This is a genomic window from Ralstonia sp. RL, from assembly GCF_001683835.1.
GTDB classification, from domain to species: Bacteria; Pseudomonadota; Gammaproteobacteria; order Burkholderiales; family Burkholderiaceae; genus Ralstonia; species Ralstonia mannitolilytica.
The window spans coordinates 15,408-39,854 of sequence record NZ_LWRX01000090.1 but is presented as its reverse complement, the minus strand read 5'-3'; the positions used below and the strand labels follow the sequence as shown (position 1 = coordinate 39,854).

23 protein-coding genes are annotated in these 24,447 nt (G+C 66.0%); 15 read left to right on the top strand and 8 right to left on the bottom strand.

All coding sequences use genetic code 11. The features are described 5' to 3' along the window. Window positions 1-14: 14 nt before the first annotated feature. The 3 genes from A6M56_RS08385 to A6M56_RS08375 all read left to right on the top strand — a co-directional run bounded on the left by A6M56_RS08385 (window position 15) and on the right by A6M56_RS08375 (window position 5,420). Window positions 15-407, top strand: a complete 393-nt coding sequence (locus tag A6M56_RS08385; protein ID WP_045219199.1) for a RidA family protein — start codon at window positions 15-17, stop codon at window positions 405-407. A 540-nt stretch (window positions 408-947) separates the two neighbouring features. Beyond that, window positions 948-2,588 carry a methyl-accepting chemotaxis protein gene (locus tag A6M56_RS08380; RefSeq protein ID WP_045220366.1) on the top strand — a complete coding sequence of 547 codons (1,641 nt, stop codon included), beginning with the start codon at window positions 948-950 and terminating at the stop codon, window positions 2,586-2,588. A 264-nt stretch (window positions 2,589-2,852) separates the two neighbouring features. Beyond that, window positions 2,853-5,420 (top strand): 2-oxoglutarate dehydrogenase E1 component, encoded by a 2,568-nt coding sequence (locus tag A6M56_RS08375; RefSeq protein ID WP_286758067.1) that lies wholly within the window; start codon window positions 2,853-2,855, stop codon window positions 5,418-5,420. A 141-nt stretch (window positions 5,421-5,561) separates the two neighbouring features. Here A6M56_RS08375 and A6M56_RS08370 read toward each other — a convergent pair whose 3' ends face one another. Further along, window positions 5,562-5,975: an HU family DNA-binding protein gene (locus tag A6M56_RS08370; RefSeq protein WP_045219204.1), complete on the bottom strand. Its 414-nt coding sequence runs from the start codon at window positions 5,973-5,975 to the stop codon at window positions 5,562-5,564. A gap of 252 nt (window positions 5,976-6,227) precedes the next feature. Between A6M56_RS08370 and A6M56_RS08365 the strand changes: the two genes are divergently transcribed. The 7 genes from A6M56_RS08365 to A6M56_RS08335 all read left to right on the top strand — a co-directional run bounded on the left by A6M56_RS08365 (window position 6,228) and on the right by A6M56_RS08335 (window position 13,225). Next, window positions 6,228-7,217, top strand: a complete 990-nt coding sequence (locus A6M56_RS08365; protein ID WP_045219207.1) for a MerR family transcriptional regulator — start codon at window positions 6,228-6,230, stop codon at window positions 7,215-7,217. An 86-nt stretch (window positions 7,218-7,303) separates the two neighbouring features. Beyond that, window positions 7,304-8,032, top strand: a complete 729-nt coding sequence (gene folE / locus A6M56_RS08360; protein ID WP_045219208.1) for a GTP cyclohydrolase I — start codon at window positions 7,304-7,306, stop codon at window positions 8,030-8,032. Between the two features lie 28 nt (window positions 8,033-8,060). Beyond that, window positions 8,061-9,356, top strand: coding sequence for an NAD(P)/FAD-dependent oxidoreductase (locus A6M56_RS08355; protein ID WP_102079166.1), 1,296 nt, complete (start codon window positions 8,061-8,063; stop codon window positions 9,354-9,356). Continuing rightward, a complete protein-coding gene (locus A6M56_RS08350; protein WP_062738612.1) occupies window positions 9,353-10,120 on the top strand; it encodes a DUF1365 domain-containing protein in 768 nt (255 codons plus the stop codon). Before A6M56_RS08355 ends, A6M56_RS08350 begins: the two co-directional genes overlap by 4 nt. Then, on the top strand, window positions 10,117-11,316 hold the full coding sequence (locus A6M56_RS08345) for an SAM-dependent methyltransferase (protein ID WP_062738613.1): 1,200 nt from the start codon (window positions 10,117-10,119) through the stop codon (window positions 11,314-11,316). Before A6M56_RS08350 ends, A6M56_RS08345 begins: the two co-directional genes overlap by 4 nt. A 2-nt stretch (window positions 11,317-11,318) precedes the next feature. Further along, window positions 11,319-12,095, top strand: coding sequence for a DUF1295 domain-containing protein (locus A6M56_RS08340; protein WP_102079165.1), 777 nt, complete (start codon window positions 11,319-11,321; stop codon window positions 12,093-12,095). 29 nt (window positions 12,096-12,124) lie between these two features. Then, window positions 12,125-13,225, top strand: coding sequence for an SAM-dependent methyltransferase (locus tag A6M56_RS08335; protein WP_104565014.1), 1,101 nt, complete (start codon window positions 12,125-12,127; stop codon window positions 13,223-13,225). 15 nt (window positions 13,226-13,240) lie between these two features. On the opposite strand, the gene A6M56_RS08330 is transcribed toward A6M56_RS08335, so the two are convergent. Next, a complete protein-coding gene (locus A6M56_RS08330) occupies window positions 13,241-13,771 on the bottom strand; it encodes a DUF2878 domain-containing protein (RefSeq protein ID WP_102079164.1) in 531 nt (176 codons plus the stop codon). Between A6M56_RS08330 and A6M56_RS08325 the strand changes: the two genes are divergently transcribed. Then, the gene (locus tag A6M56_RS08325) at window positions 13,760-14,392 is read left to right on the top strand and encodes a lipocalin family protein (RefSeq protein ID WP_102079163.1); all 633 of its coding nucleotides are present in this window, start codon (window positions 13,760-13,762) and stop codon (window positions 14,390-14,392) included. The genes A6M56_RS08330 and A6M56_RS08325 overlap by 12 nt on opposite strands. A gap of 11 nt (window positions 14,393-14,403) precedes the next feature. Here the strand turns inward: A6M56_RS08325 and A6M56_RS08320 are convergent, their stop codons facing one another. After that, the gene (locus A6M56_RS08320) at window positions 14,404-14,883 is read right to left on the bottom strand and encodes a chalcone isomerase family protein (protein WP_102079162.1); all 480 of its coding nucleotides are present in this window, start codon (window positions 14,881-14,883) and stop codon (window positions 14,404-14,406) included. 339 nt (window positions 14,884-15,222) lie between these two features. On the opposite strand from A6M56_RS08320, the gene A6M56_RS08315 reads away from it, so the two are divergent. The 3 genes from A6M56_RS08315 to A6M56_RS08305 are packed head-to-tail and all read left to right on the top strand — an operon-like array spanning window position 15,223 to window position 18,391. Next, entirely contained in the window at window positions 15,223-15,834 is a 612-nt protein-coding gene (locus tag A6M56_RS08315; RefSeq protein ID WP_102079161.1) for a lipocalin family protein, read from the top strand. A gap of 48 nt (window positions 15,835-15,882) precedes the next feature. Next, window positions 15,883-17,424 (top strand): cryptochrome/photolyase family protein, encoded by a 1,542-nt coding sequence (locus tag A6M56_RS08310; RefSeq protein ID WP_102079160.1) that lies wholly within the window; start codon window positions 15,883-15,885, stop codon window positions 17,422-17,424. A 34-nt stretch (window positions 17,425-17,458) separates the two neighbouring features. Continuing rightward, complete coding sequence (locus A6M56_RS08305; RefSeq protein ID WP_102079159.1) at window positions 17,459-18,391, top strand: TIGR01777 family oxidoreductase; 933 nt, start codon at window positions 17,459-17,461, stop codon at window positions 18,389-18,391. 73 nt (window positions 18,392-18,464) lie between these two features. Here the strand turns inward: A6M56_RS08305 and A6M56_RS08300 are convergent, their stop codons facing one another. From A6M56_RS08300 to A6M56_RS08280, 5 genes are all read right to left on the bottom strand, one after another. Further along, on the bottom strand, window positions 18,465-19,124 hold the full coding sequence (locus tag A6M56_RS08300) for a carbonic anhydrase (RefSeq protein WP_045219229.1): 660 nt from the start codon (window positions 19,122-19,124) through the stop codon (window positions 18,465-18,467). Window positions 19,125-19,297: 173 nt separating this feature from the next. Then, window positions 19,298-20,602, bottom strand: a complete 1,305-nt coding sequence (locus A6M56_RS08295; protein ID WP_102079158.1) for an MFS family transporter — start codon at window positions 20,600-20,602, stop codon at window positions 19,298-19,300. A 182-nt stretch (window positions 20,603-20,784) separates the two neighbouring features. Then, window positions 20,785-22,026, bottom strand: coding sequence for an MFS transporter (locus A6M56_RS08290; RefSeq protein WP_045219233.1), 1,242 nt, complete (start codon window positions 22,024-22,026; stop codon window positions 20,785-20,787). A gap of 99 nt (window positions 22,027-22,125) precedes the next feature. Then, the gene (locus tag A6M56_RS08285; protein ID WP_045219234.1) at window positions 22,126-22,950 is read right to left on the bottom strand and encodes a GntR family transcriptional regulator; all 825 of its coding nucleotides are present in this window, start codon (window positions 22,948-22,950) and stop codon (window positions 22,126-22,128) included. 167 nt (window positions 22,951-23,117) lie between these two features. Then, the gene (locus tag A6M56_RS08280; RefSeq protein WP_045219237.1) at window positions 23,118-23,660 is read right to left on the bottom strand and encodes a winged helix-turn-helix transcriptional regulator; all 543 of its coding nucleotides are present in this window, start codon (window positions 23,658-23,660) and stop codon (window positions 23,118-23,120) included. A 140-nt stretch (window positions 23,661-23,800) separates the two neighbouring features. Here A6M56_RS08280 and A6M56_RS08275 point away from each other — a divergent pair, with 140 nt between their 5' ends. Next, window positions 23,801-24,379, top strand: coding sequence for a GNAT family N-acetyltransferase (locus A6M56_RS08275; protein WP_102079156.1), 579 nt, complete (start codon window positions 23,801-23,803; stop codon window positions 24,377-24,379). The last annotated feature ends 68 nt before the right edge of the window (window positions 24,380-24,447 follow it).

Below are 24,447 nucleotides of genomic sequence, written 5' to 3'. Positions count from 1 at the left end.
GAAGGAATCGCATCATGCAAGTGCTTCTCCCCCCCGGCTGGCCGCGCCCGAAAGGCTATGCAAACGGCGTCTCTGCGCGCGGGCGCATGATCTTCGTGGCCGGCATGATCGGCTGGGATGCGCAAGGTGTCTTCCATACCGATGACCTCGCCGGCCAGGTGCGCCAGGCGCTGCAGAACATCGTCGAGGTGCTGGCCGAAGGTGGCGCCAAGCCCGAGCACATCGTGCGCATGACGTGGTATGTGACCGACAAGCAGGCCTACGTTGAGGCGTATCCGGAAATCGGCAAGGCATTCCGTGAGCTGATCGGAAGCTTCAGCATTGCGATGACGGCGGTGGAGGTGTCGGCGCTGGTGGAAGACCGAGCCAAAGTCGAGATTGAGGTGACGGCGGTGGTGCCGGACTGAGCGCAGAAGCTCGGCATACACAAGGCTTCGTACCTGAGAAAGAAGCCTGTATCGGACAGCGGTTCGAGCGCTGAGGAGGGCCGGCTGCCGGCCGGCCGCATGCACCGTGATGACGTGCGGCGGTCACACTGAAATGGCCCTCTAATATGAGAATTAAAATAATTTCACGACGAAAAAATCGCGGCCGGCGAAATGCTGAATCCCAGATTTGGTGCGTTTTCATGCACGTGAATTCGGCCCGATGCACGCTGTTCTCATCGTATTGATTCCATTTCGTGCATGAGGTGCGCGCGATACGACGCGTGCGCCAAAAACGAGTCCCATGGCCGCATCTGGCCGCTGCTCAAGATTTGTCCTGCCATGCCGACAAGTCCGGTCGAAGGGGGCCGGAGAAACAGATCGGTAAATGGCGGCCGCATTTTCTTGCGCGGAATTCTTCTGCCTTCCTGCATGCACCTGAGTGCATCGCCGAATGGCCGGCAATGGTATTGCCCGGCCATGACGTCTCTCTCTTGAAGCGCTGAAACAGGAATGAAGCAAATGAGAATCTCGGATATGAAGATCGGCGTACGGCTAGGTGCGGCGTTCGCGCTCGTCGTGCTGCTGCTGATCGGGACCGCGACGGTCGGCATACAGCATCTGGACGACAACAACACGAAGATGAGCCGGATCGTCAGCGAGCGCTATTCGCTGATCGCGCTGAGCAACCAGATCAAGAACAACGGCTACAAGGCCAACGGCATTCTCAGCAACCTGTTGCTGGCCACTTCGCCTGAACAGAAGGCGAAGTACATGAACGACTACGCGGCCATCCGGCAGGCCAACGGGCAGGCGTACGGGCGGCTCGAGAAGCTGCTCAAGACCGACCAGGGAAAGGCACTGTTCAAGGAGCAGTTCGATGCGCGCTCGGCGTATGGCGCGAGCGTGCGCAAGTTCTTCGAGCTCGTCGATGCCAACAGGCCGGAAGACGCGCGCGTGCTCTACCAGGGCGAGATGAGCCGCCTGCAGGACCAGTACTACGTGCTGGTCGACAAGATGGTCGACCACCAGGCCGCCGAGATGGAACGCGACGTGGGCGAAGCGGCCGAGCAGGGGGCCAGCGCGAAGATCCAGATGATCGTGCTGAGCGTGGTGGCGGCGCTGCTGGCCATTGCCACCGGCGGCTTCATCACGCGCACGATCACGCGACCGATCAATCGCGCCGTGCAGCTGGCCGAAGCGGTGGCGCAGGGCAACCTGACGCATCACCTGGAGGTCGACACGCGCGACGAGATCGGCCGCCTGCTCGGTGCGCTCAAGCACATGACGGAAAACCTGCACCGCATTGTCGGGCGCGTGCGCGACGGCACCGACACCATTACCCGGGCGTCGCGCGAGGTGGCCAGCGGCAACCTCGACCTGTCCAGCCGCACCGAGCAGCAGGCGAGCTCCCTGGAGGAGACCGCGGCCGCGATGGAGCAGCTCACGTCCACCGTCAAGCAAAACGCCGACAACGCACAGGAAGCCAGCCGCCTGGCGTCGAATGCGTCGCAGGTCGCCACCAAGGGCGGTGACGCAGTGGGGGATGCGATCGAGACCATGAGCACGATCAACGCGTCGTCGCGCAAGATCGTCGACATCATCGGCGTGATCGACAGCATTGCCTTCCAGACCAACATCCTTGCGCTGAACGCCGCCGTGGAAGCCGCGCGCGCCGGCGAGCAGGGGCGCGGGTTTGCGGTCGTGGCCGGCGAGGTGCGCAGCCTCGCGCAGCGCAGCGCGGCTGCCGCCAAGGAGATCAAGGGGCTCATCGAGGATTCCGTCAGCCACGTCGGCGCCGGTACCGCCAAGGTCGAAGAGGCCGGCCAGATCATCCGCGACGTGGTGGCCGGCATCCAGAATGTGACGAACATCGTCTCGGAGATCAGCGCATCGAGCCGCGAGCAGAGCCAGGGCATCGAGCAGATCAACGAGGCCATCACCCAGATGGACAAGGTCACGCAGGAAAACGCCGCGCTGGTCGAGCAAAGCGCCGCGGCGGCCCAGGCCCTGCAGGACCAGGCCGATCAGCTGGCTCACATGGTCAGCGCGTTCCGGCTTCATGGCGATCTGTCGGATCGCACGCATGCCGTGCATGGCGGGGCCGCGGCCACGTTGCCCGCAGCGGCTGCGGCCTGGGGCGAGGTCCAGACGCTTTCGTAATCTGTCGTTGCAGTGCCGTCGTTGCAGTGATGTTGCTGTCAGCAGTCCAACGGAGGAGGCACGGGCCGTCGCCAGGCGGCTCGTAGAACAAGGAATCGACGTTGCGCCCGGGCGGTTGCCCGGTGTGGCGTTTCGAGCGGTCCCCGCCGTCTACCGAACACGTGCCTGCTGACCGACCGCTGTGCCGGCTGGAGGGTTGCGCGCGGGAGCATGGCGTGCCGGTGGTGGGGGCAAACCACGGTGTCTCTTTTCTCGTGAACAACCATGTCTTCACACTCTCCGCAACTTGTCGAAGTGGGGCCGGGCCCCACGCTTGCCCCGGTGGCTGCCGCCACCGCTGTCGGCGGCCTGATCGACGCATACCGCGAGCTCGGCTATCGCCGCGCGCGTCTCGATCCGCTTGCGCGCGTGCCGTTGCCCGACGTGCCCGAACTGCGTCCGGCGTTCCATGGCCTGGACCCGGCACAGCGCCGCGAACCGGATGGCACCGCCCTGCCGACAGCGACCACCGTGCAGGAGCTCGAGTGGCAGCTCAGGCGCGTGTATTGCGGATCGATCGGTCTCGATTGCAGCGGTGTGCGCAAGCGCCAGCGCCGTGCGTGGCTTCATGCCCGCATGGAAACCGAACTGCTTGCCCCGCCGCCGGCGCCCGAGCACAAGCGCTGGCTGCTGGGCCGGCTGCTGGCCGCTGAAATGTGGGAGCGGCTGGCTGGCAGCACGTTCGCGCACGCCAAGCGGTTCTCGCTGGAGGGCTGCGAGAGCCTGGTGCCGCTGCTCGACACGCTCATCGGAGAGGCCGGCAACTGCGGCGTACGCCAGATCTTTCTTGGCCTGCCGCACCGTGGGCGCCTGAACGCGCTGGTCAACGTGATGGGGGTGGATGCGCGCGGCATGCTCGAGCGGCTCGATCCGGATTCCGACGTCGCCATCGCGCAGCGCGACCTGCCGTATCACCTCGGGGGCGCGGCCCGGCGCACCGTTGCCGGCGGTGAAGTGTCTCTGGTGCTGGCGCCCAATCCGTCGCATCTGCAAAGTGTGTATCCGGTCGTCTGCGGCATGGCCCGCGCGTACGTGGACGAACACCCCGATACACCGTGCGTGCCGATCATGGTGCACGGCGACGCGGCGTTCGCTGGGCAGGGCGTCGTCATGGAAACGCTGAACCTGACCCGCCGCAGCGGCTATACCGCTGGCGGCGTCGTGCACGTGATCGTCAACAACCAGATCGGCTTCACCACGCCCAACGCGATGGACGTGCGCGCGAACGACTACTGCACTGACGTCACCCGCATGGTCGATGCGCCGGTCCTTCACGTCAATGCGGACGATCCGGAAGCCGTCGTGCGCGCAGCACGGATCGCCATCGCATACCGCATGGAGCACGGTGCCGACATCGTCATCGACCTGATCGGCTACCGGCGCCTGGGCCATTCCGAGCACGACACGCCCGCCCTCACGCAGCCCGCATTGCATGCGGCCATTGCGGCGCATCCCACGGTCACCGAGCAGTATCACCCGGCCAGCGCGGCATCGACGCGCCTGGCCGACCTGCGCGAGCACGCGCTGCGGACGCTGGTGGCGGGGCATGCCGCAGCGGTGTCCGCCGCGGATGCGGTAGCTGGCCCCGCGTGCACGCGGCGACCGCTTCAGCCGCTGTCGTTGCGGCGCCTGCAGGCGCTCACGCAAACGTTGACCACACCGCCCGACGGTGTCCTGCTGCACGACATGGTGCGCGGTCTGTGCGAGCGCTGGCGTACGGCGGTGTCGGACGGCGAGCAAGCGGCCGACTGGTGCATGGCCGAAAACCTGGCCTATGCCACCTTGCTCGAAGACGGCCACAGCGTACGGCTGTCCGGCATGGATGTGGGCCGCGGGACGTTCATGCACCGCCATGCGGTATGGCACTCGCAAGCGACGCAGCCTGCCGAGCGCAGTCCGTACGTCCCGCTGCAGCACCTGGCGCCACACCAAGGTGGGTTTGACGTCGTCAACTCGCCGCTGTCGGAAGAGGCTGCGCTCGGCTTCGAGTACGGCTATAGCGTGCAGACCCGTACGCGGCTCACGCTCTGGGAGGCGCAGTTCGGCGATTTCGTCAACGGCGCCCAGGTCTTCATCGACCAGTACATCGCATCGGGCGAGTACAAATGGGGTTGCCGGTCTGCGCTGACGATGCTGCTGCCGCACGGCCATGAAGGCGTCGGCCCCGAGCATTCGAGCGGGTTCCTGGGCCGCTTCCTGCAACTGTGCGCGGACGGCAACCTGCGCGTCGTCATGCCGTCGACCTCCGGCCAGTGGTTCCACCTGCTGCGCGAGCAGGCCGCGCTGACCGAGCCCAAGCCGTTGATCGTCATGTCGCCCAAGGCGGAGCTGCTGGGTCATGCACGTTCGCATGCGCGCGTGCGCGACCTTGTCGAGGGCGCGTTCATGCCGGTCTTGCCCGACACCGCAACGCGCGATCCGGACGCCGTCACGCGGGCCGTGCTGTGCAGCGGCAAGTTCTTCTATGAACTGCTCGCACAGCGCGAGCGGGAGGGGCGCGCCGATGTCGCGCTGATCCGCGTGGAGCAGCTGTATCCGTTCCCCCAGCACGCGCTCAAGGCCGCGCTGGAGCGATTCCCGAACCTGGCGGAAATCGTCTGGGCGCAGGAGGAAGACGCCAACCAGGGGGCATGGCGCTCCGTGCGCGACGCACTGGAGGGGTCAGTACCGAAGGGCAGTCGCCTCGCCGCGGTGTGCCGTCGGGCTACGCCGTCGGGGGCGCATGCGTCGGTGCGTGCGCATCAGGCCGAGCAGCGCCGTCTGGTTGCGGCGGCGTTCGCGGCGCTGTCTTGATCGGCGCGGCGTGGGCACGCCGGGCTGCGGGTACCGTATTCGAGTGGAAACGTTACCCGCCGCTCGGACGTGCGCGAGGGCGTTGCCCGTTCAGCGGCAGCGCCCAAAAGAAAAGGGAGCCGAAGCTCCCTTGATGAGACGTCAGCCGTTCACGGCGGCGTCCTTGACCTTCTTCAGCGCCCGGACCTTCACCCGCACCGTTGCCGGCTTGGCCTCGAACCACTGTTCCAGGCCCGTAAACGGGTTCTTGCCGAAGCGGCGCTTGGTCGCCGGCACCTTCACCGACGTCACCTTGAACAGGCCCGGCAGCGTGAATTCGCCAGCACCCTTCTTGTGCAGGGCGCCCAGGATGGTGTGCTCAAGGTGCTGAAGCACAGCCTTCACCGACTTGGCGTCGACGGCGGCCTGCTCGGCCAGATGGCTGACCAGGCTTGCCTTGGTGAACGTGTTCTTCAGCGGCTTGACGGCCGGTGCCGCGGCAGCGGCTTTCTTGGCCGGTGCGGTTTTCTTTGCCGGTGCGGCTTTCTTTGCTGCGGTCTTGGTTTTCGTCGCCATGGGATGCGTAGATTGGATTGAAATGGGCCATCCGGGATGGGCACGCAATGGCGTGCGGGGGCAAGCATAGCACCACGTTGGGAACGGCCGGGCAGAAAGGGGGGGGGCGGCCTCGTCTGCCTGTGGCGGCACGACGGTCCGCATAAATCCAACTCAAATCCTGTTCAATCGTACGAAAATGTGGCGTATCCCGCGACATTTCGTTGACGTTATCCCGTCCACCGCGTTTCATGTAAGCGAATCAGCGCTCGCATGGAGACGCATGTGCAACACGAAGACAACGCAACGCCACGGTATCGAAGCGGTACAGCCGCCCGCATGGCCCGGATGCCTGTGTCCACGCTCCGTGTGTGGGAACAGCGCTACGGCGTGATTTCGCCCGCCAAATCGGAGACAGGCCAGCGGTTGTATTCCGGCGAAGACGTCCGGCGCCTGGCGCTGCTCAGGACGCTGGTCAATCGCGGACACGCGATCGGCACGATTGCACGCATCAGCAGCGCCGAGCTTGAACAGCTTCTGGAAGCATCACAGGCCAGCGAAGAGCCGGGTCCGCCCGTGGCCGGGCACGCTGCAATCTCGCTCGCCGTTTGTGGCAGCCTGCTGGCCGAACGCGTGCGGCGCAGGAAAACCACGCTCGCCTCCCTCGGCGTTGACGCGGTCTCTGAACTCCCCGCCCTGGATGGACACGTGCCGCCTGCGGTACCGGCTGGTACGGACGTCCTGATCGTCGACGCGGCTTCCTTGCAGCCTGACACCGCGCAAGCCATCCTGGTGGCAGCCCGCAGCACGGGCACGCGTGCGGTGGGCGTGATCTACAGCTTTGGCACGGTCCGCGCCACCGACATGCTGCGCGCCGCCGGTGTGCGCCTGTATCGGGACCCCAACGCCCAGGCCGAACTGGACCAGATACTGAACGAGTTGACGCAGCTCGTGCGCGTCGACGTTGTCTACGGGAAGCTCGAGCCCCTGCGTCGGAATGCGCGCCGTTTCACCGACCGCCAACTGGACATCTTTGCCAATGCGTCACAGACGATTGCGTGCGAGTGCCCACGGCATCTTGTCGACCTGATCCGGCAACTCGATGCCTTTGAGCGGTTCAGTGACGGCTGCGCGGTGCGCTCGACGCTCGATGAGCAACTGCACCGGCATCTGGGCGATGTCGCCAACCGCGCGCGGCTGATGCTGGAAGACGCGATGGAGTTCGCCATACGGGCCGAGTCGATGCATCCACCCGCCACTTAGCCGCGTATACGCAACAGAGCGCCGCCAGGGCGCTGTGCTGAGCCGGCATGGGCGGTGAGCGCCGCCCGCTTTTCGGAGGCATTTCAATGAAACTGACTTTGGATCCGCCCGGGTTTGCCGGGGCGGCTGGCAGCGTGCCGCTTTCTGTCCGGATTCGGGAGCGGCTGATGAGTGCCGGCCACCGTTTTCACGCCAACGACAACATCGCCGCCTACCTGCGCGAGGGTGAACTGGATCTGCTCCAGGCAGAGGTGGAGGAGCGCCTGCAGGCGGTGCTGCGCGCGCTGGTCATCGATGTGGAACAAGACCACAACAGCCGGGAAACCGCGCGCCGCGTCGCCAAGATGTTCGTGCGCGAGGTGTTTGCCGGCCGCTACGTCGAAGCCCCCGAAGTGACGGCGTTTCCGAATGCGGAGCGGCTCAACGAGCTGATGGTGGTCGGGCCGTTGCGGGTGCGCAGCGCCTGCTCGCACCACCTGTGTCCGGTGATGGGGCGCGCGTGGGTCGGCGTCATGCCGCGCCAGGACTCCCAGTTGATCGGGCTGTCCAAGTACGCCCGGCTGATCGACTGGGTCATGAGCCGTCCGCAGATCCAGGAAGAAGCCATCAAGCAGATCGCCGATTTGCTGGAAGACCGCATGGCGCCCGACGGCCTGGCCGTTGTGCTGGAGGCCGAGCACTACTGCATGCACTGGCGCGGTACGAAAGACGACGAGTCGCGCATGGTGAGCAGCGTGATGCGCGGCGTGTTCCTGACCGATCCCAGCCTGCGGCGCGAGTTTCTTGCGCTGCTGCCCGGCCGCCACGGCGGATGAGCGCCCAGCCACCCCAAGAGGCATCGCCTTGAACATTCTTCAGTTTCCTGCAAAGCGCATTGCCGTGGTCGGCTCCGGCATCTCGGGGCTGGCGGCGGCGCATTTTCTTGCGAAGCGGCACGCCGTGACGCTGTTCGAGGCCGCGCCACGGCTTGGCGGGCACACCAATACGGTCGACATCGAGGAGGGCGGGCAGGTCTTTGGCGTGGATACCGGTTTTCTCGTGTTCAATGCCCGCACGTACCCGAACCTCATTGCGTTGTTCGACGAGCTTGGCGTAGCGCATTGCGAGAGCGACATGTCGTTCAGCGTATCGGTCGACGGCGGGGCGCTGGAATGGGCCGGCACCAGCCTCAGCACGGTCTTTGCGCAGCCGCGCAATCTGGTCTCGGCGCGGTTCCTGTCGATGCTGAGCGACATCCTGCGCTTCAACCGCCAGGCGCACGCCAACCTGGCCGTGGCGCGCAATGAACGCCACAGCCTCGGCACGCTGCTGGCAGCCGGCCGCTATGGCGAGCCGTTCTGCGCGCACTATCTGCTTCCGATGGCAGCCGCCATCTGGTCGACGCCGAGCCGCGAGATCCTGGCGTTTCCGGCCGAAACATTCCTTCGGTTCTGTCTGAACCACGGCTTGCTGCAGGTCTTCAACCGGCCGCGTTGGCGGACCGTCAAAGGCGGTGCGCGCAGCTATGTGCAGGCGATTGCCGGCCGGCTGGCCGATGTGCGTGTCGGCACGCCGGTGCGCGGCATCCGCCGGGCAGAGGCCCATGTCGATATCCGCACGGATGCGGGAAGCGAGCGATACGACGCCGTGGTGCTCGCCACGCATGCACCGCAGACGCTGCAGCTGCTCGACGATGCCACCGACGACGAGCGCGCCGTGCTGGGCGCTTTCCGGTACCAGCCCAACACCGCATTCCTGCATCGGGATACCCGCCTGTTGCCGCGTCGGCGGCGCGTGTGGTCGGCGTGGAACTATCTGGACGCGCCCCACGCCGGCGCAACGGCGGGCGCGCCGTGCGTCAGCTACCTGCTGAACCAGCTGCAACCGCTGCCGGTGACGACGCCCGTGGTGGTCACGCTCAATCCATTTGCGCCGCCCGCGCCCGAGCTTGAGTATCGGCGCTTCGAATACGAGCATCCGGTGTTCGACCAACCGGCCATCGACGCGCAGGCCCGCCTGCCGGCATTGCAGGGCCGCAGCCGCACCTGGTTTGCGGGCGCCTGGACGGGCTACGGATTCCACGAAGACGGCCTGAAGTCCGCGTTGCGCGTCGTGGCGGATTTCGGCTGCGCTCCGGCCTGGGCACAGGTGGCGCCATGAACGGCGACGCACAGCTTCTCGTCGGCCAGGTCATGCACCGTCGCCTGCGGCCGGTCGCCAATCGCTTCGTCTATCCGGTGTTTGCCGTGCGCGTGAAGCTCTCCGCGCTGGGTCGCCTGACCGGAGCGTGGTTCGGCGTCGACTGCCTCCGCCCGTTGTCCTTGCGCGTGCGTGACTACGGCCCGCGCGACGGCACGGACCTGCTCGCGTGGATACGTGGCGTGCTGAGCAGCGCGGGTTTGCCTGCCGATGGCGAGGTCTGGCTGCAGACCTTTCCGCGCATTGCCGGCTGGATGTTCAACCCCGTCTCGTTCTGGTATTGCCACGACGCGGCCGGCACGCTGCGCGCGGTCTTGGCCGAGGTCAACAACACCTTCGGGCAGCACCATCGATACCTGCTGTGCGCGCACGACGGCGGAGCCATCGACGCGCACACCGTGCTGACGTGCCGCAAGCAACTGCATGTCTCGCCGTTCTGCCGGGTCGAGGGCGGTTATCGGTTCCGCTTTGCCGAGGGCGCTGCAACGGCGCTGGTGCGCATCGACTATCACGACCGAGACGGCGCCTTGCTGCAGACCGCCATCGGCGGCCGGTTGCAGCCGTTCGATGCCGCCCACCTGCGACGCGCGCTGCTGCGCCAGCCTTTGCTTGCACTGCAGGTCATCGGCCGCATCCATTGGCAGGCCCTGCGCCTGTGGTTCAAGGGCGTGCCGTTTTTTGGCCGCGTCCCGCACGACAGATCTTCTCCGGAGAACTCCCGATGACAGCCTCGCGCTCCCTTGCCTGGGTGCCGCCCCATGTTCCTGCTGCCGGCCGGCTGTTTCTAGCGCTGGCCGGGCGGCTGCGGCACGGCGTCCTTCACCTTGTCACGCCTGATGGCGAGGTGCAGATCGGCGATGCCCCGTCGCCCCTCGTGGCAGATCTGCGCATCACCGACTGGCGCGCCTGCGGACGCATCCTGCGCAGCGGCGACGTGGGCTTTGCCGAAGCATATCGCGACGGATGGATCGACTCGGGCAACCTCACCAACCTGCTGCGGCTGGCCATCGTCAATGCGGCCACGCTGGACCAGGCGATCTTCGGGAATGCGCTGGCGCGCTCCGTCCTGCGCCTGCGCCACCTGCTGCGCCGGAACAGCCGCCGCGGCAGCCGTCGCAACATCCATCTGCATTACGACCTGGGTAACGATTTCTATCGCCTCTGGCTGGACGAAGGCATGGCGTATTCGTCGGCCTGGTTCAACGGCAATCTGCGGCATGGCCTTGCTGAAGCGCAAGCCGCCAAGTACCGGCGCGTGTGCGACCTGCTGAGGGTAGGGCCCGGCATGGATGTGCTGGAAATCGGCTGCGGATGGGGCGGCCTGATGGAGATGGCCTGCGCGCGCGGTGCACACGTGCACGGCATCACACTCTCGGAAGAACAGCGCCGCTATACGGCCGAGCGCCTGGCCGACGAGCCCCGGGCCCGCGTTGAGCTGCGTGACTATCGGGACCTGGACGGGGCGTACGACGCCATCGCGTCCATCGAGATGTTCGAGGCCGTGGGCGAGGCGTACTGGTCGAGCTACTTCCGGACGCTGGTGCGCTGCCTGCGGCATGGCGGCCGGGCGCTGGTGCAGAGCATCACCATCGACGAAGCGCATTTCGAGCGCTACCGCGCCGGCACCGATTTCATCCAGCAGTTCATCTTCCCGGGCGGCATGTTGCCCAGTCGCGAGCGCTTTATCCGGCTGGCGGAGCAACACGGTTTGCGTGTGGTCGACCGCCTCGACTTCGGCCGCGACTACGCAGAGACACTGCGCCGCTGGAGCCAGCGTTTCGAAGCCCGCCTGGAGGCCGTGCGCGCGCTCGGCTTCGACGAGCCCTTCATCCGCATCTGGCGGCTGTACTTCGCGTACTGCGAGGCCGGCTTTGACGAGGGGCGGATCGGCGTGTCGCAGTTTCTGCTGCAGCGGGGGTGACGATGTCGGCGATCGGCGTTGCACTCGTTGCGCTGGTGTTTCTGGTGGCGGTGTTCAGTGCCGTGTGGGCATGGCAGTTGAGCACCAGGAACGCCGGCATGGTCGATCCCGTCTGGGCGTTCTCGCTGGGCGTGGTGGCGTTGCTCTACGCGGCGCTGAGCACCGGTTCGTTGCCGGCACGCTTGCTGGTCGGGGCCGGCGGTGCGGTGTGGGGTGCGCGCCTTGGCTGGCACCTGTGGCGGCGCAACGCCGGCAAGCCGGAAGACGCGCGCTACCGCAAGTTGCGTGAGGAGTGGGGCCCGGCCGCATCGCGAAACATGTTTGGTTTCTTCCAGTTGCAGGCGGTGGTCTCGATGTTTCTGTCGATCGCGTTTGCCGTGCCGAGCTACCGGCCGGATTCTCCCAGCGCTTTCGCCATGGCGATTGCGGTGGCCCTGTGGTTGGTGGCTGTGGCGGGCGAGGCCGTGGCAGACGGGCAATTGCGCCGCTTTGCAGCCGACCCGGCCAACCGTGGCAAGACCTGCCAGGTGGGGCTGTGGCGCTATTCGCGGCATCCCAACTATTTTTTTGAATGCGTGCACTGGCTGGCCTATGTGCCCCTGGCGCTCGGGTCGCCCTGGGCATGGCTCACGCTGTTGCCGCCTGTGGCCATGGCGTGGTTGCTCGTCAAGGTTTCGGGCGTTCCGATGCTTGAGGCGCATATGCACGCCACGCGCGATGACTATGCCGAATACGCCCGCACGACGAGCGTACTGATCCCCTGGCCGCCGCGCCACTGATACCAGACGTACAGATCCAAGGAGCGCACATGACTGCACTGTCCACGCCGACCCTACCGCCGCAGGCTGCGGCCGACGCCAGTGACGGCTGGCTCATCCAGTGCTGCGAGCGCGGATGGCTGCCGGATGGGCTCGTGCGCGCCGGCATGCGCGCCCTGATGCGCCAACGCCTGCGAGACGAAGGTCTGAACGACGGCGAACTGCGTTCGCGTCGTTTCAATGCACTGCTGGACGAGCTGCACAGCAGCCCCATCGCTATCGAGACAGACGCCGCCAACACGCAGCACTACGAATTGCCGCCCGCCTTTTTCGAGGCCCATCTGGGGCCGCAGTTGAAATACTCCTGCGCCCTGTACCCGACCGGCAACGAAACGCTGGCCGAGGCCGAAGAGGCAATGTTTGCCTGCTACGCCGAGCGTGCCAGCCTGGCCGACGGTCAGTGCATTCTGGATCTGGGTTGCGGCTGGGGATCGTTGTCACTGTGGATGGCCAAGCGCTATCCCAACGCACGCATCGTGGCGTTGTCGAATTCGCGGGGCCAGCGCAGCTGGATCGAGGCTCGCGCCGCCGAGCGAGGCCTGACGAACCTGACCGTGCACACCGGAAACATCGTCGATTTCGAGTTTGCCGAGATGCCCAAGGGCGGCCGCTTTGACCGTGTTGTCTCGATCGAAATGTTCGAGCACATGAAGAACTACGGCCTGCTGTTGAGCAAGATCGCGCGGTGGATGCGACCGGACGCGGTGCTGTTCGTGCACATCTTTGCGCATCGCACGCTGGCGTATCACTTTCAGGTGCAGGACGGTACCGACTGGATGTCGAAGTACTTCTTCACGGGCGGCACGATGCCATCGGAGGCGTTGCTGCTGGAATTCCAGGACGACCTGCGCATGGCGCGGCACTGGTGGGTCAGCGGCACGCACTACGCGCGCACCGCCGACCATTGGCTCGCCAACCTGGACGCGGCCCGTGATCGTTTGATGCCGGTGTTCGTCCAGACCTACGGCAAGGCCCAGGCGGCCGTGTGGTTTCAGCGCTGGCGCATGTTCTACCTGGCAGTCTCGACGTTGTTCGGTTATGCAAACGGCAACGAATGGGGCGTGGCGCATTACCGGTTCGTCAAGCGCTAGGCACCGCAGCGGCAGTCAGGGCGAAATGCCGGTGCCATCGGTGCGCTCGCCCATCCACACCAGCAGCGGCATCCATATCGCCCAACCGATGGCCAGTGTGCCGAGCGTGGCAGGCATCTCTGAAATGTGTGCGGCCCCAAGCGCTGCGCCCGCACGAAACGAGAGCGGGCCGGCAACGGCTCCCAGCAGCATCGCCAGCCACCATCTGCCGCGCAGCCAACGAAAGAGGACATTCACTTGGATCGCGAACAGCACCCAGAGCGCCAGCAGCCAGGGCGGTGCGAATCCGGCCCACAACGTGCCGTGCGGATAGGCGATGAGGCCGGCACGTATCAGGGCGGTTTCCCACGGCGCCGCCAGCACCACGACCCACACCACCAGCCGCAACTCCCACCGCGGCTGGGGGGCTTGCCGCAAGTGCAGCGCCAGCAGTCCGGCGACGAAGACGATGCCGACCCACGCGGCGTCGCGCGCGGCACTCAGCACGCAGACAAACCAGCCGGCCTGTCCGGCCACCGCATAGAGGAGAGCACGATGAGAACGCATCAAAGAGGCCCTCGTGGGGTCATCCTGTCAGGTTGGGCACGTTGTCTGGCCGTCGTCACGCTGGCGCTGGCCAGCACGGCCTGCTCCGGCCCGCCGCCGAATCCGAACCCGCTGGCGGCCGTCCCGCTGCAGACGGTTTCGGTCGACCTGCCGCGCTACATGGGGCGTTGGTATGTCATCGCCAACATTCCGTACTTTGGCGAGCGGGGCAATGTCGGCAGCTATGCCGAATGGTCGCTGCGGCCCGATGGCCGTATCGACGATGCGTACGTCTATCGGCCCGGCAGTTTCGACGCGCCGTTCAAACGCATGCAGTTCGTCGATTCGGTGGTGGACGGCAGTGGCGGCGGCGAATGGCGTGTGCGGTTGTTCTGGCCCATCTATGTGTCGCAGCTGACGCTGTATGTCGACCCCGAATACCGCGTGACCCTGCTCGGCTATCCGGACAAAAGCCTCGGCTGGGTGTTCTCGCGCGAGCCCAACATGAGCGATGCGGACTATCGCGCGGCATTGGGCCGTTTCCAGGCCATGGGTTACGACATTTCGCGTTTCCGGCGCGTACCGCAGTTCCCGAGCCAGATCGGGCAACCGGGCTTCCAGTCGCCGGGAGACGCCAACTAGCCGTGCGCGCATCAACGTGACTTGCCCAGAAGGTGACGGCGCAAGGACGGAGCGCGCGTGCCGGGTGCCAGCCAGATATCGAAAAAGGCGCGCGCAAACGCGGGATCGTTCACCTCGGTCGTCAGTTGTCCATTTGCGTAGAAGCGTGCGCCGCGGCCGGGCAGATACACGCCGCACAAAGTGTCGCCCGGTTTGACATCGGGGAAGGCGGGCGTCATGGCGCGCTGCCATTGCGCGAGCGTGTCGTCTGGCGGCACGGGGCTCTGCAGCCGCCGAATTTCGTCGATGGCGGTTTCGATGAGGCGGCTTCGTTCGACTGCGCGCCGGTATGTCACTTCCAGCGCAAAGGGCGCGTCATAGCTGGGCGGGAGTTCAGCGCTCCACAACTGCGCGTCGTAGAGGCAGAACCCCAGCAGGCACAGCGCTCCCTTGCCTGACAGCTGCGGCGCGGGCACCGTGTCGCGGCAGTCGGCCCAGGCGCCGACGCTCATGATGGAAGACAGGACAAGCGCCAAGGCTCGGGCAGCGTGAACGCGTTTGGCAGGCATATTGCGAGGGCGTGCGTGGGGTCAAGCGTTGAACAGGCTGCTTTGAAAGTCTACTGACAGAGCCTCTGACGCGGAGGCGCCGGTGCGAAATTTTCTCGATGCAAATCGTGCTCATGGCTTACACCGATCTGCAACGGGATTCATCGGGTGTAGACGCATTTGCCAACGCAAAGCGTGTTCACTGGTTGGAATGCATCGCGCGTTCTGCCGCATTTCGTTGACGCGCTGCGTGGTGCAGCGTTTCATGTCGCCATGGGTGGCATTCATGTAGGGAGGGGTTGAATGGCAGATGCGTTGACAACCGCGTTTCAACGCGCGAAGCATGGCCTGCGTGCAGTGCGCGCGGGCTTGCAACGGTGGACGCTGGTGCCGGCGCTGGCAGGCACGATGCTTCTGGCAGGCTGTGTGCCGACGAGCCCGCCCGAAGGCATCACTGCTGTTACGCCGTTCGATCTTCAACGGTATCAGGGGCGCTGGTACGAGCAGGCACGGCTCGATCATTCGTTCGAGCGAGGCTTGACCGACGTATCGGCCACGTACCAGCCCCAACCCGACGGCAGCGTGCGTGTGGTCAATCGTGGCTTCGATCCGGCCAAGAATGAATGGCGCGAGGCGGTCGGCAAAGCGCTGTTCGTGGGCAGCCCCGATACGGGCTCGCTGAAGGTGTCCTTCTTCGGTCCGTTTTATGGTGGCTATCACGTGGCGGCGCTCGATCCGGGCTATCGCTGGGCGCTGGTTGTCGGGCCGGACCGCAGCTACTGCTGGGTGTTGACGCGGGACAGGCAACTCGACCCCGCGCAGCGGGAGGCGATCTTTGCACGCGCACGTGCGCTGGGCATTGATACGAACGCGCTCATCTTGGTATCCCATGAGCGGCAGGATCCGTCTCAGTAGCGCGAGGGCGTATGCACAAGACCGAAGGCGAGCACGCGGCGCAATGACATGAACCAAGGCGCAAAGAGTCTCCGGCTGGTGCTGGGCGATCAGCTCAACCCGCTGCATTCATGGTTTGCGGAGGTGGACGCGGACGTCGTCTACGTGCTGATGGAAGTGCGTCAGGAAACGGACTACGTCCTGCACCACGCGCAGAAGATCCTTGCCATCTTTGCGGCCATGCGCGACTTTGCGCGCGGTCTCCGGGCGGCGGGGCACCGCGTGCGGTATGTGGCGATCGACGATGAAAGCAACCGCCAGTCCGTGACCGAGAATCTCGCCGCGCTCGCCCGGCACTACGGCGCCGAGCGGGTCGAATGGCAATCCCCTGACGAGTGGCGCCTGGATGAACAGTTGCGTCGTTGGGCGCCAGCGCAGTCGCTGTCGACGTGCGAGGTCGATACCGAACACTTCCTGACGGGCAGGCATGAACTTGCCGCGATGTTTGACGGCCGCAAGCAATGGCTCATGGAGCGGTTCTATCGCGAGATGCGCCGCCGCTTTGGTGTGCTGCTCGACGGCACGGGGGCGCCGGAGGGCGGGCAGTGGAATTTCGATCATGACAACCGCAAGCCGTGGCGCGGCTCGCCGCCGGAGCCCGCCGACGCGCGTCCTGTGCATGACCACCGGGCGTTGTGGGAGACCATCGAACGCAGCGGTGTGAAGTCGTTCGGCAACCCGCAGGCCGGGGCATTGCGGTGGCCCTTGAACCGCGCTGAAGCGCTGGCCTGCCTGGACGCGTTTGTCGGGCAGGTGCTGCCGCACTTTGGCGATTTTGAAGACGCCATGAGCAGCAGCCACCAGCGGTTGTTCCACTCGTTGCTGTCTTTTTCGCTCAACGTGAAGATGCTGAATCCGCGCGAGGTGATCGATCGCGCCGAGGCAGCGTATCGGCATGGCAAGGCACCATTGCCTGCCGTGGAGGGGTTTATCCGCCAGATCCTGGGCTGGCGCGAATATGTACGCGGCATCTACTGGGCGCACATGCCCGGGTACGCTTCGAGCAACGTGCTGAACCACAATGCGCCGCTGCCGTCCTGGTTCTGGAGCGGAAAGACGCAGATGCGCTGCCTGCAACTCGCCATCGGCCAGTCGCTGCAAACCGCCCATGCGCATCACATTCAACGCCTGATGGTGATCGGCAACTTCGCCTTGCTGGCGGGGCTCGCGCCGGACGAGGTGCACCGCTGGTACCTCGGCGTGTACATCGACGCATTCGAATGGGTGGAGCTGCCGAATACGGTGGGCATGAGCCAATGGGCAGACGGCGGCCGCATTGCCACCAAGCCGTATGTCAGTAGCGCCGCTTATCTTTCCCGCATGAGCGATTACTGCAAGGGCTGCCATTACGACAGCAAGCAGCGCGTCGGTGAGCGCGCATGTCCTTACAACGCGCTGTACTGGGATTTCTTTGCGCGCCACAGTGAAGTGTTCGGCCGTAACCCGCGGCTGTCGATGGTGTATCGGCAACTCGCCAAGATGGAACCCGAAGAGCGCGACGTCCTGCGCAAGCGCGCCGAAGACGTGCGCGCAAGGCTGGAGGCGTTATGACTGCGTTGAACCGCAATAAGGAGGCCGCCCCATCGTGCGCATCCTGCTGACTGGAGGCACCGGATTGATCGGGCGGGCACTGTGCCGCCACTGGCAGGCGCAGGGGCACGATCTGGTGGTCTGGAGCCGTACGCCTGAACGCGTCGCGCGGCTGTGTGCCCGTGCGCGCGGCATCGCAGCGCTGCGAGAGCTGGACGGTGCCGCGCCATTGGATGCAGTCATCAATCTGGCGGGCGCGCCGATTGCCGATCGCCCGTGGAGCGCGGCCCGACGAGAGCTTCTATGGCGCAGCCGCGTCGATCTGACCCGGGAACTCGTGGATTGGCTCGGCCGTTGCGAGCGGCCGCCTCGCGTGCTGGTTTCCGGATCTGCCACCGGCTGGTATGGCGATCGAGGGCAGGAACCCCTGGATGAAGACAGCGGCGCTGGCAACGGCGACTTTGGCAGTCAACTCTGCGTCGCGTGGGAGGAGGAAGCGCGCCGTGCCGAGGCGCTTGGCGTGCGGGTCGTGTTACTGCGCACGGCGCCCGTGTTTGCAAGCGAAGGCGGCATGTTGCCCAGGCTGCGTCTGCCGTTCAGCATGGGGCTTGGCGGTCGGCTTGGGAGTGGGCGTCAATGGATGCCGTGGATCCATCTTGACGACGTGGTCGGTCTGATCGATTTCCTTTTGCACCACGCCGATGGTTGGGGCGCTTTCAATGCGTGTGCACCGGACCTCGTCAGCAACGCAGACTTTGCCCGCACGCTGGCGGCGACGCTGCGCAGGCCGATGTTCCTGTCGGTGCCTGCCTGGGTATTGCGCATGGCGCTGGGCGAAATGTCCGTGTTGCTGCTCGGCAGCCAACGTGTGCAACCGCGACGGGCCTTGGAGGCCGGCTATCGGTTTCGCTTCCCGAATCTGGAGGAGGCGCTGGCGGGTCTGCTGGTGCAGGATCAGCATCCTGCGAGCCGGCAATCCGCAGATTGATGTTGAGCGGCGGGAGCCACCCCCGCCGCATAGCTGGGTACAGACCGGTGCCCGAAGGGCCCGGTCATGGGCGTCAGCCTTGCCGCTGCCCGCGCGACGCGACGGCCACCGTGGCGGGCGAATCCGCCAGCGGCACAAAGCGGCGCGTCGCGCCATCCAGGGCGTCGATGCTGCCCCGCTCGATGTCGTACACCCAGCCATGCAGGTTCAGGCGACCCTGCTCGAGCGCGAGCGCAACCGACGGGTGCGTGCGCAGGTTGGCAAGCTGGGCGATCACGTTTTCGCGCACGAGGCCGTCCAGCTTGGCGCGGGGCGAGTCGAACGTGTGCGCCGCGTTGATGACCTTGGCCGCGTCGGCATGGCGCAGCCAGCTCGCCACGGCCGGCAGGTGGTCGAGGCACGTGCAGCGCGAGATAGCGCCCATTGCGCCGCAATCGGAGTGGCCGCAGATCACGATGTCCTGCACGCCCAGCACCGCCACCGCATATTCCACTGTCGCCGATACGCCGCCCGGCTCAGGGCCATACGAAGGGACGATGTTGCCCGCGTTGCGGATGACGAACAGCTCGCCGGGTTCGCGCTGTGTCAGCAGCTCCGGAACGACGCGGCTGTCCGAGCACGTCACGAACAGCGCCTTGGGGTTCTGTGAGGTCGCAAGTTGTTTGAAAAGCTCTACCCGTTGCGGATAGACCTCGCGTTGAAAGCGCAGAAAACCGTCAATGATGTCGCGCATGGTTAATTCTCCTTGTTGCAATGTCGGCGCAGCGACGATGTTCAGCGTTGTCGCGGCGCCGCGCGGTCGCCATTATCGCGGACAACGGCGTCATCCGGGCCGTTGCCTGCCGGGCAGGGGGCCATCAGACGTTGCGCGGCCCGGCGCAGCGGCGGCCGGCCGCGCTTTGCCGCTCACGGCTCGTGCCGCAGATACCCTTCCTTGCTCGGATCGGGCATCCAGTACGTCACGACGAGCGACACCGCGCACAGCGCCGTCACATACCAGTAGAACGTCGATTCGGTACCCGCCTGCTTGAACCACAGCGCGACGTACTCGGCCGAGCCGCCAAACACGGCATTGGCGATGGCATACGACAGACCCACGCCCATCGCACGCACTTCCGGCGGGAACATCTCGGCCTTGATCAGGCCGCTGATCGACGTGTAGAAGCTCACGATGGCGAGCGCCAGCGTGACGAGGCCGAAGGCCTCCACCGGGCTCGACACCGTGGCCAATGCCTTCATGAGCGGCACCGTGCCGAGCACGGACAACACGCCGAAGCACAGCATGGAGTTGCGGCGGCCGATGCGGTCGGACAGCGCGCCAAATGCGGGCTGCAGCAGCATGTAGACGAACAGCGCACCGGTCATCACGTTGGAGGCCGTCTTGGCTTCCATGTGCGCCGTGTTGACGAGGTACTTCTGCATGTACGTCGTGAACGTATAGAAGATCAGCGAGCCGCCGGCGGTAAAGCCGATCACCCGCAGGAATGCGCCCTTGTGCTGCCACGCGCCGCGGATCGTGCCGGCGTGCTCGGCCTTGCGCGCTTCGGTGGTCTGCGTTTCATGCAGCGAGCGGCGCAGGTACAGCGCAATCAGCGCCGTCAGCGCACCCACCACGAACGGGATGCGCCAGCCCCAGGCCTTGAGCTCGGCCGTGGTCAGCAGCTGCTGCAGGATGACGAGCACGAGCACCGCGCACAGCTGGCCGCCGATCAGCGTGACGTACTGGAACGATGCAAAGAAGCCGCGCCGGCCCTTGAGCGCCACTTCGCTCATGTAGGTGGCGCTGGTGCCGTATTCTCCGCCGACCGACAGCCCCTGGAACAGCCGCGCCACGAGCAGCAGCAGCGGCGCCAGCGCACCGATCTGCGCGTAGGTGGGCAGCACTGCAATGAGCAGCGAGCCACCGCACATCATCAGCACCGAGATCATCATCGCGGTGCGTCGGCCGTGCTTGTCGGCAATGCGACCGAACAGCCAGCCGCCGATCGGACGCATCAGGAAGCCCGCCGCGAACACGCCGGCGGTGTTCAGCAACTGCGTCGTGCGGTCGCCGCTGGGGAAGAACGCCGGCGCGAAGTACAGCGAACAGAACGCGTAGATGTAGAAGTCGAACCATTCGACGAGGTTGCCCGACGATGCACCGACGATGGCAAAGATGCGGCGGCGCGTGTCGTGCGGGTCGACCGCGTGCGGTGTGGCAGTGGTGTCCATGGGAGCGTCTCAGTGCGGATTGTTCTGATGGGCAGCGTAAGCTGATCCTCAGAATTGTAGCGACATGTCGCGCGTTGCCGCGCTCCGGAATCGCCCCGGCGGAAGCGATGCGGTGTTGCCAGGCCCGCATGTGCGACGCAGAAACGGGTACGGCCGCCGGTGTGCAGCCGCACCGTTCCGACTCAACGCGGCCCTTGCCGCGCGTTGAACACCACGCGCAGTCCGAACGCCACCAGTGCCGACACCGTGCAGAACGCCATGAGGCCCGTCCAGCGGCCCGCATTCCACGCGAGGCTGGCGCCATACGCCCCCACCGACATGCCGATGAACAGCATCGTCATGAACACCGCGTTGACGCGGCTGCGCGCTTCGGGCGCGAGTGCGTAGATGATCGTCTGGTGCGAGACGAGTGCGGCCTGCACGCCCACATCAAAGATGAGCGTGCCGATCACGATGGCGACGAGCGCGTGCGGAAACAGCGCCATCGCCGCGAACGTGATCGCCATCAGCAGGGCGCCGCCCGCTGCGATGTGACCCGGCGCGACACGGCCCGAGAGCCGCCCGGCGATGCTCGCGCCGAGTGCGCCGGCAGCGCCTGCGAGGCCGAGCAGGCCGGCTTGCCCCGTCGACAGCCCGAGCGAACTTGTCAGGTGCAGCGCCACCGTTGACCAGAAGCCCGAGAACGCAATGCCGATGAACGCCTGCGTGATGGCCGACGCGCGCAGCCGCGGATGCTGCATGAACAGCGTGCCGAGCGAGCGCAGCAGCGTGAGGTAGGGCTGCCCCGCAGTCGCGGGGGAGGGCGCCACGCCAAAGTGTGCGGCACGCACGGCAATGGCCAGCCCGACAATCGCCACGGCGGACACGCCAAACGCGGCGCGCCACCCGAAGTGGTCGGCCACGATGCCGCTGAATACGCGCGAGCCGACGATGCCGATCAACAGCCCCGTCATCACCGTGCCGATGTTGCGATTGCGGTTCTGGTCGGTGCTGATGGCGGCGGCGCTGGGCACGAAGTCCTGCGCGATGGTGGCCGACAGCCCGACCGCAAAACCCGCCGCGGCCAGCAGCGGCAGGTTCGGCGCGAGGCAGCTGCCGATGAGCGCGAGCGTGAGCAGCACCGCCTTCCACAGGATGACGAGGCGACGGTCGTACCGATCGCCGAGCGGGCCGAAGAAAAAGATGCCGCTGGCATAACCGGCCGCGGTGAGCGTCGGCAACACGCCCAGCGCGTGCGGCGTGATGGCGAGATCGCGGCTGATGAGTCCGAGCAGCGGGTGGTTCAGGTAGATGCACGCGACGCTGATGCCCGCACCGGCGGTGAGCAGGCGGATCAGCCCTTGCGTGTCGGGCGTGGTCGGGGTGGTGGAATTCGAGGCCGAAGCCGGAGCAGCAGGCGTTGGGGACGCTGGCGAGGTCGACATGGGAACCTCATGGAGGAATTGCTGCGTTGCAGCGAAGCGCCGATGCTAGCAACTTTCCGCGCGCCGTGCAGGCGGCCAATAACCCCGCCGGCCGTGGTGTCAGCGTCGCGTGCGGGCTGGGGTGGGCGCTTCTTCGACGTCTTCGCTGTGGCCGCCTTGGACATCGTGTCCGGCGTTGTCGATCCACAGGCGGGCGCGGTCTTCGCCCACGCGCGAGAGCTCCATGCGGTATTCGTAGCGGTCGGGCCGGTAGAGGCCCTGCAGCAGCTGGACGGGACGGCCGCTCATTTCGCGCACGATGCGCTGCACCGAGAGCAGCGGCGCGCCGACCGCCACATCCAGGTATTGCGCGGTCGCCACGTCGGCCAGCCGTGCCGACACCACTTGCGATGCGCGGTCGATGCGCACGCCCGAGCCCTCGATCAGCCGCAGCAGCGATTGGTTGGCCAGGCGGTCCAGCGTGAGCTTGCTCGTCACGTCCAGCGGCAGCCACGTGGTGATGAGCGCCATGGGCGTATCTTCCAGATGGCGCACGCGCACCAGTTTCTTGATCGGGGTGCCGGGCGCGACTTCGAGGCACTTGGCCTCGTCGGGCGGGGCCTGCACGTCTTCGAATTCCACGACGACGGCCGAGGTGCGCTCGCCCACGTCGATGATGTTCTGCAGCAGCGTCTGGTTGCCGCCGCCGACCGCTACCGGATCATCTGGTTTGACGACGAACGTGCCCATGCCGCGATGGCGGCGCACGAGACCTTCCTTGACGAGGTAGTCGAACACGCGCCGCATGGTGACGCGCGACGCCCCGAACTGGCGGGCCAGCTCGATCTCGCCGGGCATCGGACCCTCCCCGAACTTGCCTTCGAGAATCTGCTGACGCAGGACGACGTAGATCTGGTGGTAGAGCGGTACCACGGCATCAGGCATGGCAGGCGTGGGTCCGGGCGTGAGCGGCGAGGTCGGGGGTCGGAACGGGCCGCCAACGGGCGGTGGCCGGGCACGGGGCGTTGCACATGAAAAGGCCGGCCGAAAGCCGCCATTCCCCCGTTCATCCGCGACGATAGGGGGTTTTCATGAACGTGTAAAGTTGTGCATTACCCGTCCACTTGCGGCTTGTTGTCGTCATCTGCAGCGCAATTGCTGCCATGACGATAACGCGGGTTGCGCTCGCGCATGGAATTCTGCGGCGCCACCGGTTGGCCCAGCGCGTTGACCAGCGCAACATGGATCGGGGTGCCGCTTTCGCGGTCGCGCAACAGCATCGGGCCTTCGCCGTCGGGCGTGAGGTAGCGGTCGCCCCATTGCATCAGCGCCACGATGGCGGGCAGCAGGTCGACGCCCGCCCGCGTGAGGCGATACGCGTCGCGCACCCGGTCGCCCGGTTCCTGATACGGGACACGGCGCAGGATGCCGTGCGCCACCAGCGCCTTCAGGCGCGACGACAGGATCGCCGACGAGCACCCCGTGCGGCGCAGAAACTCATCGAACCGCGTCACGCCCGAAAACGCCTCGCGCAGCACGAGCAGCGTCCATTTTTCGCCCACGATCGATACGGCGGCCGCGATCGAGCATGGCTCGTCCATCGACGTAACGAGCTCGGGGGCCGGCGGAACGGGTAGAGGCTCGGGGATCTTCATATCAGACAGGATAGTCCACTAACTTTATTTGCAAAAGCCAGGGTTTCTGCTAAGCTGGATTCAAATTGAAAAGTCAGGCGGTGATCCCGTGCTGGCGGTCCAGACAAGATCAACCAGATCCATCGCGTGAGGAGACCCCCATGCTGTACACCATCCATCGTTATCCCGCTGAATGGATCGACCGCTGGACCATGCACGACGGCTCCATCGCCACCGTGCGCCCGATTCTGCCGCAAGACGCGCCGCTGGAGGCGGCGCTGGTGGAAGGGCTGTCTTCCGAATCGCGCTACGCGCGCTTCCTCGTCGGGGGCGGCCGGCTGACTGACGAAATGCTCGCCGCCTACACGCAGATCGATTACGTCAACCACATGGCGCTGGTGGTGAGCGTGGCGCGCCCCGGCGGCACGGGCGAAGACCTCATCGCCGATGGCCGCTTCGTGATGGAAGACGGTGCGGCCGAGTTCGCCATGCTGGTGGCCGACGCGTGGCAGGGCAAGGGTGTGGGCCGCCGCCTGTTTGCCACGCTGGTGCGTGCGGCCCGCGTGGCCGGCGCACGCGAGATCTTTGGCGAGGTGCTTTCCACCAACCGCCGCATGATCGGCCTGGCGCGCGATGCGGGCTTTCGCATCAGCAACGTGCCCGGCGACGCCACCGTTTGCATGGTCCGCCTGCCGCTGGCCAATGCCGCCGCAGCCATGACGCCGTTCGTGTTCGCCTGATCGCGCTTCGTCTTCGCGCGTCTGCCGTGCCTGCAGGCGCGCTCACCGTGTGTCTCTTTCGCCGCCGT

Excerpts from the sequence above, each read along its gene's own strand:
- A6M56_RS08385 (WP_045219199.1), top strand. The coding sequence starts at position 15 with ATGCAAGTGCTTCTCCCCCCCGGCTGGCCGCGCCCGAAAGGCTATGCA.
- A6M56_RS08380 (WP_045220366.1), top strand. The coding sequence starts at position 948 with ATGAGAATCTCGGATATGAAGATCGGCGTACGGCTAGGTGCGGCGTTC.
- A6M56_RS08375 (WP_286758067.1), top strand. The coding sequence starts at position 2,853 with ATGTCTTCACACTCTCCGCAACTTGTCGAAGTGGGGCCGGGCCCCACG.
- A6M56_RS08370 (WP_045219204.1), bottom strand. The coding sequence starts at position 5,975 with ATGGCGACGAAAACCAAGACCGCAGCAAAGAAAGCCGCACCGGCAAAG.
- A6M56_RS08365 (WP_045219207.1), top strand. The coding sequence starts at position 6,228 with ATGGAGACGCATGTGCAACACGAAGACAACGCAACGCCACGGTATCGA.
- folE (WP_045219208.1), top strand. The coding sequence starts at position 7,304 with ATGAAACTGACTTTGGATCCGCCCGGGTTTGCCGGGGCGGCTGGCAGC.
- A6M56_RS08350 (WP_062738612.1), top strand. The coding sequence starts at position 9,353 with ATGAACGGCGACGCACAGCTTCTCGTCGGCCAGGTCATGCACCGTCGC.
- A6M56_RS08345 (WP_062738613.1), top strand. The coding sequence starts at position 10,117 with ATGACAGCCTCGCGCTCCCTTGCCTGGGTGCCGCCCCATGTTCCTGCT.
- A6M56_RS08340 (WP_102079165.1), top strand. The coding sequence starts at position 11,319 with ATGTCGGCGATCGGCGTTGCACTCGTTGCGCTGGTGTTTCTGGTGGCG.
- A6M56_RS08335 (WP_104565014.1), top strand. The coding sequence starts at position 12,125 with ATGACTGCACTGTCCACGCCGACCCTACCGCCGCAGGCTGCGGCCGAC.
- A6M56_RS08325 (WP_102079163.1), top strand. The coding sequence starts at position 13,760 with ATGAGAACGCATCAAAGAGGCCCTCGTGGGGTCATCCTGTCAGGTTGG.
- A6M56_RS08330 (WP_102079164.1), bottom strand. The coding sequence starts at position 13,771 with ATGCGTTCTCATCGTGCTCTCCTCTATGCGGTGGCCGGACAGGCCGGC.
- A6M56_RS08320 (WP_102079162.1), bottom strand. The coding sequence starts at position 14,883 with ATGAGCGTCGGCGCCTGGGCCGACTGCCGCGACACGGTGCCCGCGCCG.
- A6M56_RS08315 (WP_102079161.1), top strand. The coding sequence starts at position 15,223 with ATGGCAGATGCGTTGACAACCGCGTTTCAACGCGCGAAGCATGGCCTG.
- A6M56_RS08310 (WP_102079160.1), top strand. The coding sequence starts at position 15,883 with ATGAACCAAGGCGCAAAGAGTCTCCGGCTGGTGCTGGGCGATCAGCTC.
- A6M56_RS08300 (WP_045219229.1), bottom strand. The coding sequence starts at position 19,124 with ATGCGCGACATCATTGACGGTTTTCTGCGCTTTCAACGCGAGGTCTAT.
- A6M56_RS08295 (WP_102079158.1), bottom strand. The coding sequence starts at position 20,602 with ATGGACACCACTGCCACACCGCACGCGGTCGACCCGCACGACACGCGC.
- A6M56_RS08290 (WP_045219233.1), bottom strand. The coding sequence starts at position 22,026 with ATGTCGACCTCGCCAGCGTCCCCAACGCCTGCTGCTCCGGCTTCGGCC.
- A6M56_RS08285 (WP_045219234.1), bottom strand. The coding sequence starts at position 22,950 with ATGCCTGATGCCGTGGTACCGCTCTACCACCAGATCTACGTCGTCCTG.
- A6M56_RS08280 (WP_045219237.1), bottom strand. The coding sequence starts at position 23,660 with ATGAAGATCCCCGAGCCTCTACCCGTTCCGCCGGCCCCCGAGCTCGTT.
- A6M56_RS08275 (WP_102079156.1), top strand. The coding sequence starts at position 23,801 with ATGCTGTACACCATCCATCGTTATCCCGCTGAATGGATCGACCGCTGG.